The sequence below is a fragment of the Aquamicrobium sp. genome (assembly GCF_023954335.1).
Taxonomy (GTDB): Bacteria; Pseudomonadota; Alphaproteobacteria; order Rhizobiales; family Rhizobiaceae; genus Aerobium.
The window spans coordinates 222,327-239,795 of record NZ_JAMLIE010000001.1 but is presented as its reverse complement, the minus strand read 5'-3'; the positions used below and the strand labels follow the sequence as shown (position 1 = coordinate 239,795).

General features: G+C 68.2%; 15 protein-coding genes. 4 read left to right on the top strand and 11 right to left on the bottom strand.

Annotated elements, in window-relative coordinates; all coding sequences use genetic code 11:
• Window positions 1–26 precede the first annotated feature (26 nt).
• The 11 genes from lpdA to M9945_RS01170 form a co-directional block, all read right to left on the bottom strand.
• Window positions 27–1,433: a dihydrolipoyl dehydrogenase gene (gene lpdA / locus M9945_RS01220; RefSeq protein WP_367943092.1), complete on the bottom strand. Its 1,407-nt coding sequence runs from the start codon at window positions 1,431–1,433 to the stop codon at window positions 27–29.
• A gap of 30 nt (window positions 1,434–1,463) precedes the next feature.
• The gene (locus tag M9945_RS01215; protein ID WP_367943091.1) at window positions 1,464–2,210 is read right to left on the bottom strand and encodes an SDR family oxidoreductase; all 747 of its coding nucleotides are present in this window, start codon (window positions 2,208–2,210) and stop codon (window positions 1,464–1,466) included.
• Window positions 2,207–2,773, bottom strand: coding sequence for a hypothetical protein (locus M9945_RS01210; protein WP_367943090.1), 567 nt, complete (start codon window positions 2,771–2,773; stop codon window positions 2,207–2,209). The genes M9945_RS01215 and M9945_RS01210 overlap by 4 nt, the downstream gene beginning before the upstream one ends.
• A gap of 87 nt (window positions 2,774–2,860) precedes the next feature.
• On the bottom strand, window positions 2,861–4,117 hold the full coding sequence (gene odhB / locus M9945_RS01205; protein WP_367943089.1) for a 2-oxoglutarate dehydrogenase complex dihydrolipoyllysine-residue succinyltransferase: 1,257 nt from the start codon (window positions 4,115–4,117) through the stop codon (window positions 2,861–2,863).
• A gap of 43 nt (window positions 4,118–4,160) precedes the next feature.
• Entirely contained in the window at window positions 4,161–7,163 is a 3,003-nt protein-coding gene (locus M9945_RS01200; RefSeq protein ID WP_367944738.1) for a 2-oxoglutarate dehydrogenase E1 component, read from the bottom strand.
• Between the two features lie 198 nt (window positions 7,164–7,361).
• A complete protein-coding gene (gene sucD, locus M9945_RS01195) occupies window positions 7,362–8,264 on the bottom strand; it encodes a succinate--CoA ligase subunit alpha (protein WP_367943088.1) in 903 nt (300 codons plus the stop codon).
• 6 nt (window positions 8,265–8,270) lie between these two features.
• Window positions 8,271–9,467: an ADP-forming succinate--CoA ligase subunit beta gene (sucC, locus tag M9945_RS01190; RefSeq protein WP_367943087.1), complete on the bottom strand. Its 1,197-nt coding sequence runs from the start codon at window positions 9,465–9,467 to the stop codon at window positions 8,271–8,273.
• 19 nt (window positions 9,468–9,486) lie between these two features.
• Window positions 9,487–10,452, bottom strand: a complete 966-nt coding sequence (gene mdh, locus M9945_RS01185; RefSeq protein WP_367943086.1) for a malate dehydrogenase — start codon at window positions 10,450–10,452, stop codon at window positions 9,487–9,489.
• 222 nt (window positions 10,453–10,674) lie between these two features.
• A complete protein-coding gene (locus M9945_RS01180) occupies window positions 10,675–11,151 on the bottom strand; it encodes an HXXEE domain-containing protein (RefSeq protein ID WP_367931796.1) in 477 nt (158 codons plus the stop codon).
• The gene (gene zapE / locus M9945_RS01175; RefSeq protein ID WP_367943085.1) at window positions 11,148–12,317 is read right to left on the bottom strand and encodes a cell division protein ZapE; all 1,170 of its coding nucleotides are present in this window, start codon (window positions 12,315–12,317) and stop codon (window positions 11,148–11,150) included. Before zapE ends, M9945_RS01180 begins: the two co-directional genes overlap by 4 nt.
• A gap of 29 nt (window positions 12,318–12,346) precedes the next feature.
• Window positions 12,347–12,892 carry a protease inhibitor Inh/omp19 family protein gene (locus tag M9945_RS01170; protein WP_367931798.1) on the bottom strand — a complete coding sequence of 182 codons (546 nt, stop codon included), beginning with the start codon at window positions 12,890–12,892 and terminating at the stop codon, window positions 12,347–12,349.
• Window positions 12,893–13,061: 169 nt separating this feature from the next.
• Between M9945_RS01170 and dapF the strand changes: the two genes are divergently transcribed.
• The 4 genes from dapF to M9945_RS01150 are packed head-to-tail and all read left to right on the top strand — an operon-like array spanning window position 13,062 to window position 17,466.
• Window positions 13,062–13,946 (top strand): diaminopimelate epimerase, encoded by an 885-nt coding sequence (gene dapF / locus M9945_RS01165; RefSeq protein WP_367943084.1) that lies wholly within the window; start codon window positions 13,062–13,064, stop codon window positions 13,944–13,946.
• Complete coding sequence (mtaB, locus tag M9945_RS01160) at window positions 13,943–15,250, top strand: tRNA (N(6)-L-threonylcarbamoyladenosine(37)-C(2))-methylthiotransferase MtaB (protein WP_367943083.1); 1,308 nt, start codon at window positions 13,943–13,945, stop codon at window positions 15,248–15,250. Before dapF ends, mtaB begins: the two co-directional genes overlap by 4 nt.
• Window positions 15,251–15,268: 18 nt before the next feature.
• The gene (gene ftsY / locus M9945_RS01155) at window positions 15,269–16,819 is read left to right on the top strand and encodes a signal recognition particle-docking protein FtsY (RefSeq protein WP_367943082.1); all 1,551 of its coding nucleotides are present in this window, start codon (window positions 15,269–15,271) and stop codon (window positions 16,817–16,819) included.
• Window positions 16,819–17,466, top strand: coding sequence for a septation protein A (locus tag M9945_RS01150; RefSeq protein WP_367943081.1), 648 nt, complete (start codon window positions 16,819–16,821; stop codon window positions 17,464–17,466). Before ftsY ends, M9945_RS01150 begins: the two co-directional genes overlap by 1 nt.
• Window positions 17,467–17,469: the final 3 nt, after the last annotated feature.

The following is a 17,469-nucleotide window of genomic DNA, read 5'->3' as shown; positions in this document are numbered from 1 at the left end:
TCGCATTCTGCCCGGCTTCGCGCCTGTTACATGTGGATCGGCTTGGAGAAGGCCGCCAGCGCGGCTTCCTTGACCGCTTCCGACATGGTCGGGTGGGCGTGGCAGGTGCGGGCAAGATCTTCGGACGAGCCGCCGAACTCCATCAGCACAGCCGCCTCGTGGATCATCTCGCCGGCGCCGAAGCCGACGATGTGGACGCCGAGCACCCGGTCGGTGGCCTTGTCGGCCAGCACCTTCACGAAGCCTTCCGTCTGGAGCATGGCGCGTGCGCGGCCATTGGCGGTGAAGGGGAACTTGCCGGCATTGTAGGCGACGCCCGCCTTCTTCAGCTCCTCCTCGGTCCTGCCGACCGAGGCGACCTCGGGGCTGGTATAGACGACGCCCGGAATCACGTCGTAGTTCACGTGGCCGGCCTTGCCGGCGATGATCTCGGCGACGGCGACACCCTCCTCCTCGGCCTTGTGGGCCAGCATCGGACCGGCGACGACGTCGCCGATGGCGTAGATGCCGGGAACGGAGGTCAGGAAGTGGCCGTGGATGCGAACGCGGTCGCGCTCGTCCAGCACCACGCCCGCCTCGGCGAGCCCGAGACCGTCGGTGAAGGGCTTGCGGCCGGTGGCGACCAGCACGGCGTCGGCCTCGATGGTCTCGGCCGCGCCGCCCTTCGCCGGCTCGAAGGTCACCGAAGCGCCCTTGCCCTTCTTCGCGACGGCCGTGACCCTGGCGCCGAGCCTGAATTCCATGCCCTGCTTGGCCAGCATGCGCTGGAACTGCTTGGCGACCTCGCCGTCCATGCCGCCGAGGATGGTGTCGAGATATTCGACCACCGTGACCTTGGCCCCAAGCCGCGCCCAGACCGAGCCGAGCTCCAGCCCGATGACGCCGCCGCCGACGACGACGAGATGGTCCGGCACCTTGTCGAAGTCGAGCGCGCCGGTCGAGGAGACGATGACCTTCTCGTCGAAGGCGACGTCGACGCCGGGAATGCCGGCGACGTCGGAGCCTGTGGCGATGACGATGTTCTTCGCCGCGATCTCCTGGCTCGCGCCGTCCGCGCCGGTGACAGTGATCCTGCCCTCGCCGAGGACGCGGCCGGTGCCGTGGAAGGTGTCGATCTTGTTCTTCTTCATCAGGAAGACGAGACCCTTGGTGTTCTGCTCGACGGTGTTCGTCTTGTGCGCCATCAGCTTCCTGAGGTTCACCTTCGGCTTCGAGATCTCGATGCCGAGCGCGTCGAAGGAATGCTCGGCCTCGAGAAGCATCTCGGTGGCGTGCAGCAGCGCCTTGGAGGGGATGCAACCGACATTGACGCAGGTGCCGCCATAGGTGTCGCGCTTCTCGACCAGCGCGGTCTTGAGGCCCAGTTGCGCGGCCTTGATGGCGCAGACATAGCCGCCCGGCCCGGCTCCGATCACGACGACGTCATAGCTCATGGCAAGTCCCTTCCTTTTCGTGCGGGCGGCTCAGCGGCCGCCGCTTGCGTTCAGTATCGCACCCGTTGAGTAGGATGCGTCATCCGACAGAAGCCACAGGATCGCGCGGGCGATCTCCTCGGCCTTTCCTTCCCGTTGCATCGGCACGGTGCCGCGCAGGGCCGCCACGCGGCCGGGCTGGCCGCCGGAGGCGTGAATCTCCGTGTCGATGATGCCGGGGCGCACGGCGTTGACCCGGATCCCCTCGGCGGCGACCTCGCGGGCGAGGCCGACGGTAAAGCTGTCGATGGCGCCCTTCGATGCGGCATAGTCGACATATTCGCCGGGCGAGCCGAGCGTGGCGGCGATCGAGGACACGTTGACGATGGCGCCGCCGCTGCCGCCGTGCCGCGTCGACATGCGCTGCACCGCCTCGCGGGCGCACAGCATCGAGCCGACGACGTTGACGCGCATCACGCGCAGGATGCGTCCGGCGTCCATGCCGTCGAGGCGTGCCTGCGGGGTGACGATGCCGGCATTGTTGACCAGCGCGTCGAGCCGGCCGAAACGGGCGTCGACCGCCGCGAACATGGCGACGACGTCGCTTTCCTCGCCGACATCGCCCCTGACGGCGAAGGCGTCGCCGCCGAGCTCCGCGACGAGGTTTTCGGCCGCCGCCGCGTTGGCGACGTGGTTGACGGCGACGCGCCAGCCATTCGCGCTCGCCAACCGCGCGGTCGCCGCGCCGATGCCGCGCGAGCCGCCGGTGACGAGCACCGTCTTCCTGGGCGCGCTCATTCCTGGCACCCGTGAAGCGTGAACGCGTCCCACGGCGCTTCGGAAAGCCCGGCGGCGGCGTAGACCGGCGAGGCCGCGATCGCCCGGCCGAGATCGGCGAGGATCAGCGTTTCGGGGGCATCCGTGCGTTCGGGCGGCATCAGGTCGACCTTGCCTTCCTTGTCGGCGCTGTAGACGACGCCGTGCCAGACCGTGCAGGCGGCCAGCTCCTCGCCGGTGGCGTCGCCTTCCGGGCAGTCATGCGCCAGCATGCCGACCGGGCGCGGCACGTCGGCGTCCCACATCACCACGCCCTCGAGCACGACGCCCTTGTCGAACACCATGCGGAAAGCGTTGGTCACCGTGGCGTTGCCGCCGGGACGGAAGTCGATCATTGCCCCGGTCCCGGCCTCGCGATAGACGGCGAGCTCCATCGGGCAGGCGGCGAGGGCCGGAACCGTCTGCCCGGCCAGCGCCGTCGCCAGCGTCACGGCGACGCCGACGGACCGTCGGGACAGGCTGTTCGGCTTGCGCGGCATCACCGTCGTTTCGCCTCCGTAACCGTCGGCCAGCGCAACGGGCATTCTGACGAATGCAATCCCGTTGCTCCGGCTGTTTGATTTAGCCGCATTTGTGCGACGCCGGACGATGCCATCCGGTTGCAAAATGCTCTAGAGATCGAGCACCAGCCGCTCGGGGTCTTCCAGCGTTTCCTTGACGCGGACGAGGAAGGTCACGGCCTCCTTGCCGTCGACGATGCGGTGATCGTAGCTCAGCGCCAGATACATCATCGGCCGGACGACGACCTGCCCGCCGACCACGACCGGGCGGTCCTGGATCTTGTGCATGCCGAGGATGCCCGACTGCGGCGCGTTGAGGATCGGCGTCGACATCAGCGAGCCGTAAACGCCGCCGTTCGAGATGGTGAAGGTGCCGCCCTGCATGTCGGCGACCGACAGCTTGCCGTCGCGAGCCGCCACGCCGAGCCTGCCGATCTCCTTCTCGATCTCGGAGATCGACATGGCGTCGGCATCGCGCACCACCGGCACGACGAGGCCCTTGTCGGTGCCGACGGCGACGCCGATATGGGCGTAGTTCTTGTAGACGATGTCCGTGCCGTCGATCTCGGCGTTGACCGCCGGGATCTCCTTCAGCGCGTGCGTCACCGCCTTGGTGAAGAAGCCCATGAAGCCGAGCTTGACGCCGTGCTTCTTCTCGAACAGGTCCTTGTACTTCGAGCGCAGGTCCATCACCGGCTTCATGTCCACCTCGTTGAAGGTGGTCAGCATGGCGGCGGTGCTCTGGGCGTCCTTGAGGCGGCGCGCGATGGTCTGGCGCAGCTTGGTCATGCGCACGCGCTCCTCGCGGGCGGCGTCCTCCTCCGAGGAGGGCGCGCGCGGGGCGGCCGGAACGGGGGTCGCGGCAGCGGCCGGCGCAGGCGTGGTGACGCCGCGGGCGACCGCGTCGAGCGCATCCGACTTCAGCACCTGGCCGCGCTTGCCGGAGCCGGCGACCTGATCGGCGGCGACGCCGGCCTCGGCGAGGACGCGGGCGGCGGCGGGCGAAGGCGGCATCTCGGTCTTGCCGGCCGGCGCGGCAGCGGCGGCGGGCTTGGCCGGCTCGGCTGCCTTGGCGGGCGCTGCGGGCGCGGCTGCCTTCGGCTCTTCCTTCTTCGGCGCGGCGGCGCCGGCGCCCGCGGCGATGGAGCCGAGCAGCGCGCCGACGCCGACGGTCTCGCCTTCCGCAACAGCGATCTCTGCGAGGACGCCGGCGGCCGGCGCGGGAACCTCGACCGTCACCTTGTCGGTTTCGAGCTCGACGATCGGCTCGTCGGCGGCGATGGCGTCGCCGGCCTTCTTGAACCACTTGCCGACCGTTGCTTCGGTGACGGACTCGCCGAGAGTGGGGACGCGGATTTCGGTAGCCATTCTTCTCTTCCGTTGCCTTGGTTCGCTTCAGCGATTCCGTTGGTTACTTGCCGAGCGCATCTTCGAGGAAAGCCTCGAGCTGCGCCAGATGCTTGGACATGAGGCCGGTGGCGGGCGAGGCCGCCGCCGGGCGGCCGGCATAGCGCACGCGCTGGTGCTTGGCGTCGATATGGGCCAGCACCCATTCCAGATAGGGCTCGATGAACGACCACGAGCCCATGTTCTTCGGCTCTTCCTGGCACCAGACCACTTCCGCGTTGCGGAAGCGCGACAACTCGTTGATCAGCGCCTTGGCCGGGAACGGGTAGAGCTGCTCGACGCGCAGCAGGTAGATGTCGTCGATGCCGCGCTTCTCGCGCTCCTCGTAGAGGTCGTAATAGACCTTGCCGGAGCACAGGACCACGCGGCGGATCTTCGAATCCTTGACGAGCTTGATCGGCTCGTTGCCGTAATACTGGGCGTCGTCCCACAACAGGCGGTGGAAGGCGCTGTCGCCCGACAGGTCGGCCAGCGTCGAGACCGCCCGCTTGTGGCGCAGCAGCGACTTCGGCGTCATCAGGATCAGCGGCTTGCGGAAGTCGCGCTTCAACTGCCGGCGCAGGATGTGGAAGTAGTTGGCCGGCGTGGTGCAGTTGGCGACCTGCATGTTGTCTTCCGCGCACATCTGGAGGAAACGCTCCAGACGCGCCGAGGAATGCTCCGGCCCCTGCCCCTCATAGCCGTGCGGCAGCAGGCAGACGAGGCCGGACATGCGCAGCCACTTGCGCTCGCCCGACGAGATGAACTGGTCGAACACGACCTGCGCGCCGTTGGCGAAATCGCCGAACTGGGCCTCCCACAAGGTCAGCGCCCGCGGCTCGGCCAGCGAGAAGCCGTATTCGAAGCCGAGCACGGCCTCTTCCGAGAGCATCGAGTTGATGACCTCGTAATTGGCTTGCTGCGGCCCGAGATTGTTCAGCGGGATGTAGCGGTCCTCGTTGCGCTGGTCGTAGAGCACGGTGTGGCGCTGCGAGAAGGTGCCGCGCTCGGAATCCTGGCCGGACAGGCGGATCGGGTTGCCCTCGAGCAGGATCGAGCCGAAGGCGAGCGATTCGGCGGTGGCCCAGTCGATGCCCTCGCCGGATTCGATCGCCTTGCGCCGGTTCTCGAGGAAGCGGCCGATGGTGCGGTGGACCTCGAAATCGGCCGGCACCTCGGTCAGCTTCTTGCCGATCTCCTTCAGCGTCTTCATCGGCACGGAGGTCTTGCCGCGGCGCTGCTCGTCCTGGTTGTCGGCGGTGCGCAGGCCCGACCAGGCGCCGTCGAGCCAGTCGGCCTTGTTCGGCCTGTAGCTCTGGCCGGCCTCGAACTCGCCCTCCAGATGCGCGCGCCAGTCGGCCCGCATCCTGTCGATCTCGGCCTCGGTGATGAGGCCTTCGGCGATCAGCTTCTCGCCGTAGAGCTGCACCGTCGTCTTGTGGGCACGGATCGCGCGATACATCATCGGCTGGGTGAAGGCCGGCTCGTCGCCCTCGTTGTGGCCGAAGCGGCGGTAGCAGAACATGTCGACCACGACCGGCTTGTGGAACTTCATCCGGAACTCGGTCGCGATCTTGGCGGCGTAGACGACCGCCTCGGGATCGTCGCCGTTGACGTGGAAGATCGGCGCCTCGATCATCTTGGCGACGTCCGACGGATAGGGCGACGAGCGCGAGAAGCGCGGGTTGGTGGTGAAGCCGATCTGGTTGTTGATGATGAAGTGGACCGTGCCGGCGACGCGATGGCCGCGCAGGCCGGAAAGACCGAGGATCTCCGCGACGACGCCCTGCCCGGCAAAGGCCGCGTCGCCGTGCAGCAGGAGCGGCAGCACCTTGGCGCGCTCCTCCTGCGGGACGATCTCCTCGCGGGTGCGGCCGAAGATCTGGTCCTGCTTGGCGCGGGCCTTGCCCATCACCACGGGATTGACGATCTCCAGATGCGACGGGTTCGCCGTCAGCGACAGGTGGACCTTGTTGCCGTCGAACTCGCGGTCGGACGAGGCGCCGAGATGGTACTTGACGTCGCCGGAGCCCTCGACGTCATCAGGCGCGTAGGAGCCGCCCTTGAACTCATGGAAGACGGCGCGATGGGGCTTCGCCATGACGTTGGTCAGAACGTTCAGGCGGCCGCGATGGGCCATGCCGAAGACGATCTCCTTCAGGCCGAGCGCGCCGCCGCGCTTGATGATCTGCTCCAGCGCCGGGATCAGCGATTCGCCGCCGTCGAGGCCGAAACGCTTGGTGCCCTTGTACTTGACGTCGATGAACTGCTCGAAGCCTTCCGCCTCGATCAGCTTCTGCAGGATCGCCTTCTTGCCGTTCTCGGTGAACTCGATGCCCTTGTCCGGCCCCTCGATGCGCTCCTGGATCCACGCCTTCTCCTCGGGGTTGGAGATGTGCATGAACTCGACGCCCAGCGTCGAGCAGTAGGTGCGCTTCAGGATGTCGAGCATCTGGCGCACGGTGGCATATTCGAGGCCGAGCACATGGTCGATGAAGATCGGCCGGTCGTAGTCGGCCTCGGTGAAGCCGTAGGCCTCGGGCGACAGCTCGTTGTAGTCCTCCTCCGGCTCGGCGAGGCCGAGCGGGTCGAGATTGGCGTGCAGGTGGCCACGCATGCGGAAGGCGCGGATCATCATGATGGCGCGCACCGAATCGCGCGTGGCGCGCAGGACGTCGGCATCGGACAGCGCGCCGCCGCTCGCGGTCGCCTTTTCCTTCACCTTCTTCTCGAAATGCTTCTCGATCTTGCCGATCTCGGAGGGGCCCCAGTCGCCGTCGAGAGCGGAGACGAGCTCGCCATTGGCCGCCACAGGCCAGTTCGGCTTCTTCCACGAGGCGCCCTCGGCGTTCCTGCGCACGTCGCCGGCATTGTCCTGCAAGGTTTCGAACAGGTCACGCCACTCGGGATCGACCGCCGACGGATCGTCGAGCCAGGCGGCATACAGCCTTTCGATGTAGTCGGCATTGCCGCCATAGAGGAACGAGGTGAGCGAAAAAAGGTCGTTTGCCTGATCTTGCCGCGCCATCGCGATCATCGGAGCGCTTCCGCTCCGTCTCCTTGTTGTCCCAAGCGGCGGTGCCGCGATACGAGCGACACTGCGCTCCGGTGTTCCCTCCCTGACGGGGCGGTTGAGCCCACCCTCATGTCAGTAAAATGTGCCTGCCGGATGACCGCCAGGCACGAGATCGTGATCGCCGCCCGATCGCGGCGCAAAATCCGCGCGTCAGCCGCGGATCGCCTCGACCAGCGTCTTGCCGAGCCGGGCCGGCGACGGGGAGACGCGGATGCCCGCTTCCTCCATCGCCGCGATCTTGTCCTCGGCGCCGCCCTTGCCGCCGGAGATCACCGCACCGGCATGGCCCATGGTGCGTCCGGGAGGGGCAGTGCGGCCGGCGATGAAGCCGGCCATCGGCTTCTTCCTGCCGCGCTTGGCCTCGTCCCTGAGGAACTGCGCCGCGTCCTCCTCGGCCGAGCCGCCGATCTCGCCGATCATGATGATCGACTGGGTGGCCTCGTCGGCGAGGAACAGCTCCAGCACGTCGATGAACTCGGTGCCCTTGACCGGGTCGCCGCCGATGCCGACCGCGGTGGTCTGGCCGAGGCCCTCATTGGTGGTCTGGAACACCGCCTCGTAGGTCAGCGTACCGGAGCGCGAGACGACGCCGACCGAGCCCTTGCGGAAGATGTTGCCGGGCATGATGCCGATCTTGCATTCGTCGGGGGTGACGATGCCGGGGCAGTTCGGGCCGATCAGCCGCGACTTCGACTTCTCGAGCCTCGCCTTGACCTTGACCATGTCCATCACCGGGATGCCTTCGGTGATGCAGACGATCAGCGGGACCTCCGCCTCGATCGCCTCGATGATCGCGGCGGCCGCGCCTGCCGGCGGCACGTAGACCACGGAGGCGTCGGCGCCGGTCTTTTCGCGCCCTTCCGCGACGGAGGCGAAGATCGGCAGCGTCTCGCCCTTCGAGCCCTTCCAGGTCTCGCCGCCCTTGGCGGGGTGGATGCCGCCGACCATCTGCGTGCCGTGATAGGCCAGCGCCTGCTCGGTGTGGAAGGTGCCGGTCTTGCCGGTCAGGCCCTGAACCAGAACCTTGGTGTTCTTGTCGATCAGAATTGACATCGCGGTTCAGTTCCCCTTCACGGCCTTGACGATCTTCTGGGCGGCATCGTCGAGATCGTCGGCGGAGATGACGTTCAGCCCGCTCTCGTTGATGATCTTCTTGCCCAGCTCGACATTGGTGCCTTCGAGGCGGACGACCAGCGGAACCTTCAGCCCCACTTCCTTGACCGCCGCGATGACGCCCTCGGCGATCACGTCGCACTTCATGATGCCGCCGAAGATGTTGACGAGGATGCCCTTCACGTTCGGGTCGGCGGTGATGATCTTGAACGCCGCCGTCACCTTCTCCTTGCTCGCGCCGCCACCGACATCGAGGAAGTTCGCCGGCTCGGCGCCGTAGAGCTTGATGATGTCCATGGTCGCCATGGCGAGGCCAGCGCCGTTGACCATGCAGCCGATATTGCCGTCGAGCGCGACATAGGCGAGGTCGTATTTCGACGCCTCGATCTCCTTGGCGTCCTCTTCCGTGGTGTCGCGCAGCTCGACCACGTCGGCGTGGCGGAACAGCGCGTTGTTGTCGAACGACACCTTGGCGTCGAGGACGCGCAGGCGGCCGTTCTCCATCACGATCAGCGGGTTGACCTCGAGCAGGCTCATGTCCTTCTCGGTGAAGGCCTTGTAGAGGATCGGGAACAGCGTCTTGCCGTCCTGCGCGGCCTCGCCGGTCAGCTTCAGCGCCTCGTTGAGCTTGGCGACGTCGGCGTCGGTGACGCCGGCCTCGGGGTCGATCGCCACGGTGACGATCTTTTCCGGGGTGGCTTCGGCAACGGCCTCGATGTCCATGCCGCCCTCGGTCGAGACGACGAAGGCGACGCGGCCGACCGAGCGGTCGACGAGGATCGACAGGTACAGCTCGCGCGAGATGTCGGCGCCGTCCTCGATGTAGAGGCGGTTGACCTGCTTGCCGGCCCCGCCGGTCTGCTTGGTCACCAGCGTGTTGCCCAGCATCTCGTTGGTGAAGGCGACGACCTCGTCGACCGTCTTCGCCAGCCGGACGCCGCCCTTGGCGTCGGGCGACAGTTCCCTGAACTTGCCCTTGCCGCGGCCGCCGGCGTGGATCTGGCTCTTGACCACATAGAGCGGGCCGGGGAGCGACTTCGCCGCCTTTTCCGCCTCGTTCGCGGCGAAGATGGCGACGCCTTCTGCGACCGGCGCGCCGTAGCCCTTCAGAAGCTGCTTTGCCTGATATTCATGGATGTTCATGCGTGGCGACCTTCCTTGCTTACTGCTTGAGGCTGGGCGCGATCTCGGCGCACGCGTTGCACAGCGACTCGACCGAGGCGACGGACTTGTCGAACATGGCCTGCTCGTCCCGGTTCAGCGCGATCTCGATGACGCGCTCGACGCCGCCGGCGCCGATGACCGTCGGCACGCCGACATAGATGTCCTTGAGCCCGTACTGGCCGGACAGGTGCGCGGCGCTCGGCAGCACGCGCTTCTTGTCCTTCAGGTAGGACTCGGCCATGGCGATCGCCGAGGCGGCCGGCGCGTAATAGGCCGAGCCGGTCTTCAGCAGGCCGACGATCTCGGCGCCGCCGTCGCGGGTGCGCTGGACGATCTGGTCGAGCTTCTCCTGCGAGGTCCAGCCCATCTTGACGAGGTCGGGCAGCGGGATGCCCGCCACCGTCGAATAGCGCGTCAGGGGAACCATCGTGTCGCCGTGGCCGCCGAGCACGAAGGCGGTGACGTCCTCGACCGAAACCTTGAACTCCTCGGCGAGGAACAGGCGGAAGCGTGCCGAATCCAGCACGCCGGCCATGCCGACCACCTTGTTCTTCGGCAGGCCGGAGAACTTCTGCAGCGCCCAGACCATGGCGTCGAGCGGGTTGGTGATGCAGATGACGAAGGCGTTGGGCGCGTATTTCGCGATGCCGGCGCCGACCTGCTCCATGACCTTGAGGTTGATGCCGAGCAGGTCGTCGCGGCTCATGCCGGGCTTGCGCGGCACGCCGGCGGTGACGATGCACACGTCCGCGCCCTCGATGGCCGAATAGTCGTTGGCGCCGGTGTAGCGCGCGTCGAAGCCGTCGACCGGCGAGGATTGGGCGATGTCGAGGCCCTTGCCCTGGGGCACGCCTTCCGCGATGTCGAACAGGACGACGTCGCCGAGTTCCTTCAAGCCGACGAGATGGGCGAGCGTGCCGCCGATCATGCCGGAGCCGATGAGGGCGATCTTGTTACGAGCCATGAATTTGGGTTCCCTTGCGAGTGCCGGTCCGTCACCGCGCCGGCATGTCAGAAGATGGTGCCGAGACGTCTCATCCGGACACGGGAGGCCGCCCGGATGGGCTTCGCATAGACGCATAGGGTCAAAAACTCAACCCATTCTTACCGGCATAGCGATTTCAAATGTTTAAGCGAATATTGTCTTACGTAAACGTAAGAATTTGATGGCCGGCTAGCGAGTTTTTCAGCCGAGCCGCCTGCCCAGCGCGAGGAGAAGCGGCACCGCGGCCGCCAGCCCGGCCGCGCCGGCGGCGGCCCATGCCAGAAAGGCCGGGTCGCCGATGCGCCGCGTCGCATCGACGGCCGCCAGATAGAGCAGCGCGGCCGGGACGACGAGCAGCAGGCCGCTCGCCGTGCCCGGATGATAGCGCCGCAGGATGAGGGTGAGCGCGAGGTGGGGCAGGAAGGCATTGACGATCACCGCCAGCGCGAAGCCGGCGACGACCGGCTCCAGTGCCGATACCCCGCAAGCGAGCGCCAGCGCCGCGGCCCAGAAGGCCAGCGTGATCACGGTCGCGGCGAAGCGGAAGGCGCGGGGCGGAACGTCCCATCGAAGCGCGGGCGGATGGGCAAAGCCGGGCAGCCAGATCATCTCCTCGACATTGTGCGCTGTCGCGGCCAGCGCGAGGAGAAGGGCGGCCTCGGCCGGGCCGGGGCTCATTCGGCGGCGTCGCGGCGGCGGGCGCCTTCCAGCCATTCGCGGCTCTGCATCTCGGTCAGGCGCGAGGCGGTGCGGGCGAACTCGAACACCTCCGCCCCGACCGTGCCGCGATAGAGCGCCTCGGGTGCGCCTTCGGCGCTCGCCACCAGCCGCACGCGGTTGTCGTAGAGCGTGTCGACGAGCAGGATGAAGCGCTTGGCCTCGTTGCGCCTGTCCTGCCCCATGACCGGGATATGGTCGAGGAACAGCGTGTCGTAGCGGGCGACGAGGGCGAGATAGTCGCGCGCGGCGAGCGCCGCGCCGCAGAGCTGGGCGAAGTCGAAGCGCGCGGCCGTGCCGGCGGCGCGCGGCACCACGATCTCGCGGCCTTTGAGGGCGATCCGGTCCTCATGGACGCCGCGCCCGGCGGTGGCGGCGCTCCACGCCTCGTCCATCAGCCGGTCGGCCGCCTCGTCGAGCGGCGTGATGTAGACCTGCATCCGCTCCAGCCGGCGGCGGCGGTGGTCGGTCGGCCCGTCGAGGTTGAGCACCTTCGCATGGCGCTCGAGAATGCCGATGAACGGCTCGAACAGGCCGCGGTTCAGCCCGTCGCGATAGAGGTCGCGCGGCGCGACGTTCGAGGTGGCGACGAGGACGACGCCCTCCGCGAACAGCGACGAGAACAGCCGCGACAGCACCATGGCGTCGGCGATGTCGGTGACGGTGAACTCGTCGAAGCACAGCACCCACGCTTCTTCCGCCAGCGCCCGCGCTACCGGCGGGATCGGGTCCGTCTCCTTGGTCTCGCCGCGCTTCAGCTTCTCGCGATGCTTCTGGATGCGGTCGTGGACGTCGGCCATGAAGTCGTTGAAATGGGCGCGCCGTTTGCGCCGCGCCGGGACCAGCTCGAAGAACAGGTCCATCAGCATGGTCTTGCCGCGCCCGACCTCGCCGTGGACGTAAAGGCCCTTCACCGGCTCGTGCGCCGGCCGCTTCTTGGCGAACAGCCAGCCGAGCGCGCTTTTCTTGGCCGCCATCCGCTTGACGGAAAGCTCCTCGATCAGCCGGTCGAGCGCCTCGACCACGGCCATCTGCGCCGGATCGCGGGCGATGGCGCCGGTTTCCTCCAGATGGTCGTAGGCCTGACGGACGGTGCGAAAGGGCGACAGCCCGTCATGCGAGGACATGGGTGTGGATCGATCCTGAGGGGCCGGCGCTAGCGCGAGAGCGAGACGGGCTGGCCGGAGCTGGTCTGGCCGTCGAAGCGGTTGCCGCCCGACGAATAGAGCCTGGCCAGCACGGTGCCGCCTTCGTCGTAGAGCGCGAGCTGCTTGCCCGACACGTTCCACGACTTGACGCCGGCGAGCGGCGCCGGGCAGCGCAGCGGGCCGGCGCGGAAGCCCTGGCCGAAGCGCGTCTGCGGCGTGGCGATGCGGCAGCTCTGGCCGGAGACGGAGGCGTTCCAGACACCGGCGACGCTGCCGGCCGAGATGTCGGCCGCGTTCTGCTCCAGAGCGGCGATCTGCGTGCCGTCGGCCGGCTGCTCGCTGCCGCCCCCGGGCGCCTCGGGAAACTGCGACGGGTCGGTCGTGCCCGGCTGCACCGGGGGCGGAAGCTGGCCCGCGGTCACGGTGCCGGCCGGCGCGGCGGGAAGGGGCGCGGGTCGCGAGTCGATGCCCGAGAAGCGGTCGCTCTGGCAGCCGGCGAGCGCCAGCGCCAGAAACGAGGTTGCGACGACGATGCCGCCAGTCCTGAAAGCCATAAAGTCCCTCCGTCGGGGCGGGGGTGCCCCACAGGTCGATCGAATCCCTTCAAGCGCCAGAATAGTGGCGATCTTTTGGAGAATCCAACGTGCATGGTTAAGAAAGCGTTCCTTCGCCGGCCGCCGGCGACACTGGTAATCGCCTGCCGTTTCCGCCATATAGCAGGCCATGAGCCAGCGCATTCCCTTCGCCCGCATGAACGGGATCGGCAACGAGATCATCGTCGCCGACATGCGTGGCCGCGCGGGCCGCGTCACGCCGGCGGCGGCGCTGGCGCTGGCGGCCGATCCGGCGACGCGCTTCGACCAGATCATGGCGATCCACGACCCGCGAACGCCGGGCACGCACAGCTATATCGAGATCCTCAATTCCGACGGCAGCCAGGCGCAGGCCTGCGGCAACGGCACGCGCTGCGTCGTCGCGGCGCTCGCCGCCGAGACGGGCCAGCGGCAATTCGCCTTCGAGACGGTCGCCGGCATCCTCAACGCCACCGAGCACGCGGACGGCTCGATCTCGGTCGATCTCGGCCGGCCGCGCTTCGGCTGGCAGGATATCCCGCTCGCCGAGGAGTTCCGCGACACGCGCGCCATCGAGCTGCAGATCGGCCCGATCGACGCGCCGGTGCTGCACTCGCCCTCCGTCGCCTCGATGGGCAACCCGCATGCGATCTTCTGGGTCGACGGCGACGTGTGGTCCTACGACCTCGAAAAGTTCGGGCCGCTGCTGGAGAACCACCCGATCTTTCCCGAGCGCGCCAACATCACGATCGCCCAAGTCACGGCGCGCGACGCCATGACCATCCGCACCTGGGAGCGCGGCGCGGGGCTGACGCTGGCCTGCGGCTCGGCCGCCTGCGCCGCCGCCGTCTCGGCCGCGCGGACGGGGCGTACCGGCCGCACCGTAACGGTGACGGCGCCGAGCGGCGGCAGGCTCGTCATCGAGTGGCGCGCCGACGACCATGTCATCATGACCGGGCCGGCCGAATGGGAATTCTCCGGCCGGCTCGACCCCGAGACCGGCGCCTGGGAGCGTGATACCGAGGGTGCGGCATGAGCGGGGCGGGCGAGGCGAAGAGCGGCATCGACATCGTCACCTTCGGCTGCCGGCTCAACGCCTACGAGTCGGAGGTGATGCGGCGCGAGGCGCACGCCGCCGGCCTCGACGGGCTCGAGGGCGGGGCGATCATCGTCAACACCTGCGCGGTCACCGGCGAGGCGGTGCGGCAGGCGCGGCAGGCGATCCGCAAGGCGCGGCGCGACAACCCGGAAGCGCGCATCATCGTCACCGGCTGCGCGGCGCAGACCGACCCGTCCGGCTTCGCCGCCATGGACGAGGTGGACCTCGTCCTCGGCAACGAGGAGAAGCTGAAAAGCCAGTCCTACCGGGCGCTGCCCGATTTCGGCGTCAACCTTTACGAGAAAGTGCGCGTCAACGACATCATGGAGGTCCGCGAGACCGCCTCGCACATGGTCGACGCCATCGAGGGGCGGGCGCGCGCCTTCGTGCAGGTGCAGAACGGCTGCGACCATCGCTGCACCTTCTGCATCATCCCCTACGGCCGCGGCAGTTCGCGTTCGGTGCCGATGGGCGGCGTGGTCGAGCAGGTCAAGCGCCTCGTCGGCAACGGCTACAGGGAAGTGGTGCTGACGGGCGTCGACCTGACGAGCTATGGCGGCGACCTGCCCGCAAGCCCGCGACTCGGGCGTCTGGTGAAGACGATCCTGCGTCAGGTGCCGGATCTGGCCCGCCTGCGCCTGTCTTCCATCGATTCGATCGAGGCCGACGAGGCGCTGATGGAGGCGCTGGCCACCGAGATGCGTCTGATGCCGCATCTTCACCTTTCGCTGCAGGCCGGCGACGACATGGTGCTGAAGCGCATGAAGCGCCGGCATTTGCGCGACGATTCGATCCGCTTCTGCGCCGAGGTGCGGCGGCTGCGGCCCGACATCGTCTTCGGAGCCGACATCATCGCCGGCTTCCCGACCGAGACGGAAGGCATGTTTCAGAACTCGCTTCGCATCGTCGAGGAGTGCGGGCTGACGCATCTCCACGTCTTCCCGTTCAGCCCACGCGAAGGCACGCCGGCGGCGCGCATGCCGCAGGTCGACCGCGGCATCGTCAAGGCGCGCGCGGCGAGGCTGCGGGCAGTGGGCGAGCGCGCCTATCGCCGGCATCTCGACGGCCTCGTCGGCACCCGCCAGCGCGTGCTGGTCGAGCAGGACGGCATCGGCCGCACCGAAGGCTTTGTCATGGCCTCGCTCGGTGAGGGGCGGCCGGGCGAGATCGTGGATGTCACGGTTTCCGGCCATGACGGCGACAGGCTGATCGCGGGCGACAGCGCCGTGCGGGCAGCCTGAGGCGAGGAACGGCAATTCATGGCTTTCGGCTTCATCAAGAAAATCTTCTCCTTCGGCGACAAGAAGGTGGTCGAGGAAGGGCAGGCCGGGGAGCGCCCGGCCGAGGACGCGCCGGCGGATGCCGCCGCCCTGCCCGCTGCCGAGGCGCCGCCGGCCCCGTCGCCCGAGCCGCCGGTGGAAGGCCCGGTCCCGGATTTCCTGCGCCGGCCGGAGGAGGACGTCGCGGAACCCACCGAGCCGCCGGCCGCCGCGCCGGACCTTGCGAGCGCGCCCGTCGCGCAGCCGCGCCCGGTGCCGGAAGTTCCGCTTGAAGTCCCGGAGCCGCCGCGCGATCCATTTCCCGAGCCCGAGCCCGAGCCCGAGCCCGAGCCCGAGCCCGAGCCCGAGCCCGAGCCCGAGCCCGAGCCCGAGCCCGAGCCCGAGCCCGAGCCCGAGCCCGAGCCCGAGCCCGAGCCCGATCGTCCGTCTGCCGATACCTCCCCGCCGCGCGAGGAGCAGGTCGACGCGGTGACGCCGCCGCCCGTCGCTCCTTCACGCGAAGAGGGCAAGGATGAAGGGGAGAAGGCCCCGCCGCCCTCCAAGGTGACGGTGGCGAAGGCGGTGGAGAAGAAGGCGGAGCCGGTCGCGGCGCCCGCCCCGGCCCCCGCGCCGCGTCCGACATGGTTCCAGCGGCTGCGCGAGGGCCTGTCGCGCTCGTCGCGCGAGCTGACGGATTCGATCTCCGGCGTCTTCACCAGGCGCAAGCTCGACGATGACACGCTGCAGGACCTCGAGGACGTGCTGATCCGCGCCGATCTCGGCATGGAGACGGCGATCCGCATCACCGACGCGCTGGCGTCCGGCCGCTACGGCAAGGAGGTGTCGGACGAGGAGGTGCGCACCGTCATGGCGCAGGAGGTCGAGAAGGTGCTCCGGCCGGTGGCGCTGCCGCTCGAGCTCGACCTCGCCCACAAGCCGCATGTCGTGCTCGTCGTCGGCGTCAACGGCACCGGCAAGACCACCACCATCGGCAAGCTCGCCGCCAAGCTGACGGCGGGCGGGCTGAAGGTGACGCTCGCCGCCGGCGACACGTTCCGCGCCGCGGCCATCGAGCAGCTGAAGATCTGGGGCGAGCGCACCGGGTCCGAGGTTGTGGCCTCGAAGCTCGGCGCGGACGCGGCCGGCCTCGCCTTCGACGCCTACGAGAAGGCGAAGGCCAACGGCTCCGACGTGCTCGTCATCGACACCGCGGGGCGGCTCCAGAACCGGACCGAGCTGATGGCGGAGCTGGAGAAGATCGTGCGCGTGCTCGGCAAGCACGACGCGGACGCGCCGCACACCGTCCTCCAGACGGTCGACGCCACCACGGGGCAGAACGCGCTCAACCAGGTCGAGATCTTCCGCAACGTCGCCGGGGTCAACGGGCTGGTGATGACCAAGCTCGACGGCACGGCGCGCGGCGGCATCCTCGTCGCCATAGCGGCCAAGCACAAGCTGCCGGTCTACTTCATCGGCGTCGGCGAGGGCGTCGACGACTTGGAGCCCTTCGCGGCGCAGGATTTCGCGAAAGCCATCGCGGGAGTGAATTGATGAGCGAACCCGTCTTCGAGCGCGATCCGTCCGACCCCAAGAAGAAGGAGGTCGCGCCGCTGCTCAAGCTGGCGCTGGAGCTCGGGCCGCTGCTCGTCTTCTTCTTCGCCAATTCGCGCGGCGAGTGGCTGGTCGAGAAATGGCCGGCGCTGGGCTCGTTCGGCGGGCCGCTCTTCCTCGCCACGGGCCTGTTCATGATCGCCACGGCCATCGCGCTTTCCGTGTCGTGGGCGCTGACCCGCACGCTGCCGATCATGCCGCTCGTCTCGGGCGTGGTCGTGTTCATCTTCGGCGCGCTGACGCTGTGGCTTCAGGACGAGCTGTTCATCAAGATGAAGCCGACCATCGTCAATTCGCTGTTCGGGGCGGTGCTGCTCGGCGGCCTGTTCTTCGGCAAGGCGCTGCTCGGCTACGTCTTCGAATCCGCCTTCCGGCTCGACGCCGAAGGGTGGCGCAAGCTGACCTTCCGCTGGGGCCTGTTCTTCTTCTTCCTCGCCGTCGCCAACGAGGTGGTGTGGCGCAATTTCTCGACCGATTTCTGGGTGGCTTTCAAGGTCTGGGCGATCATGCCGATCACGATTCTCTTCACCTTCACCCAGATGCCGCTGATCATGCGCCATTCGCTGGATGAAAAGCCTGCCGAGTAGTGG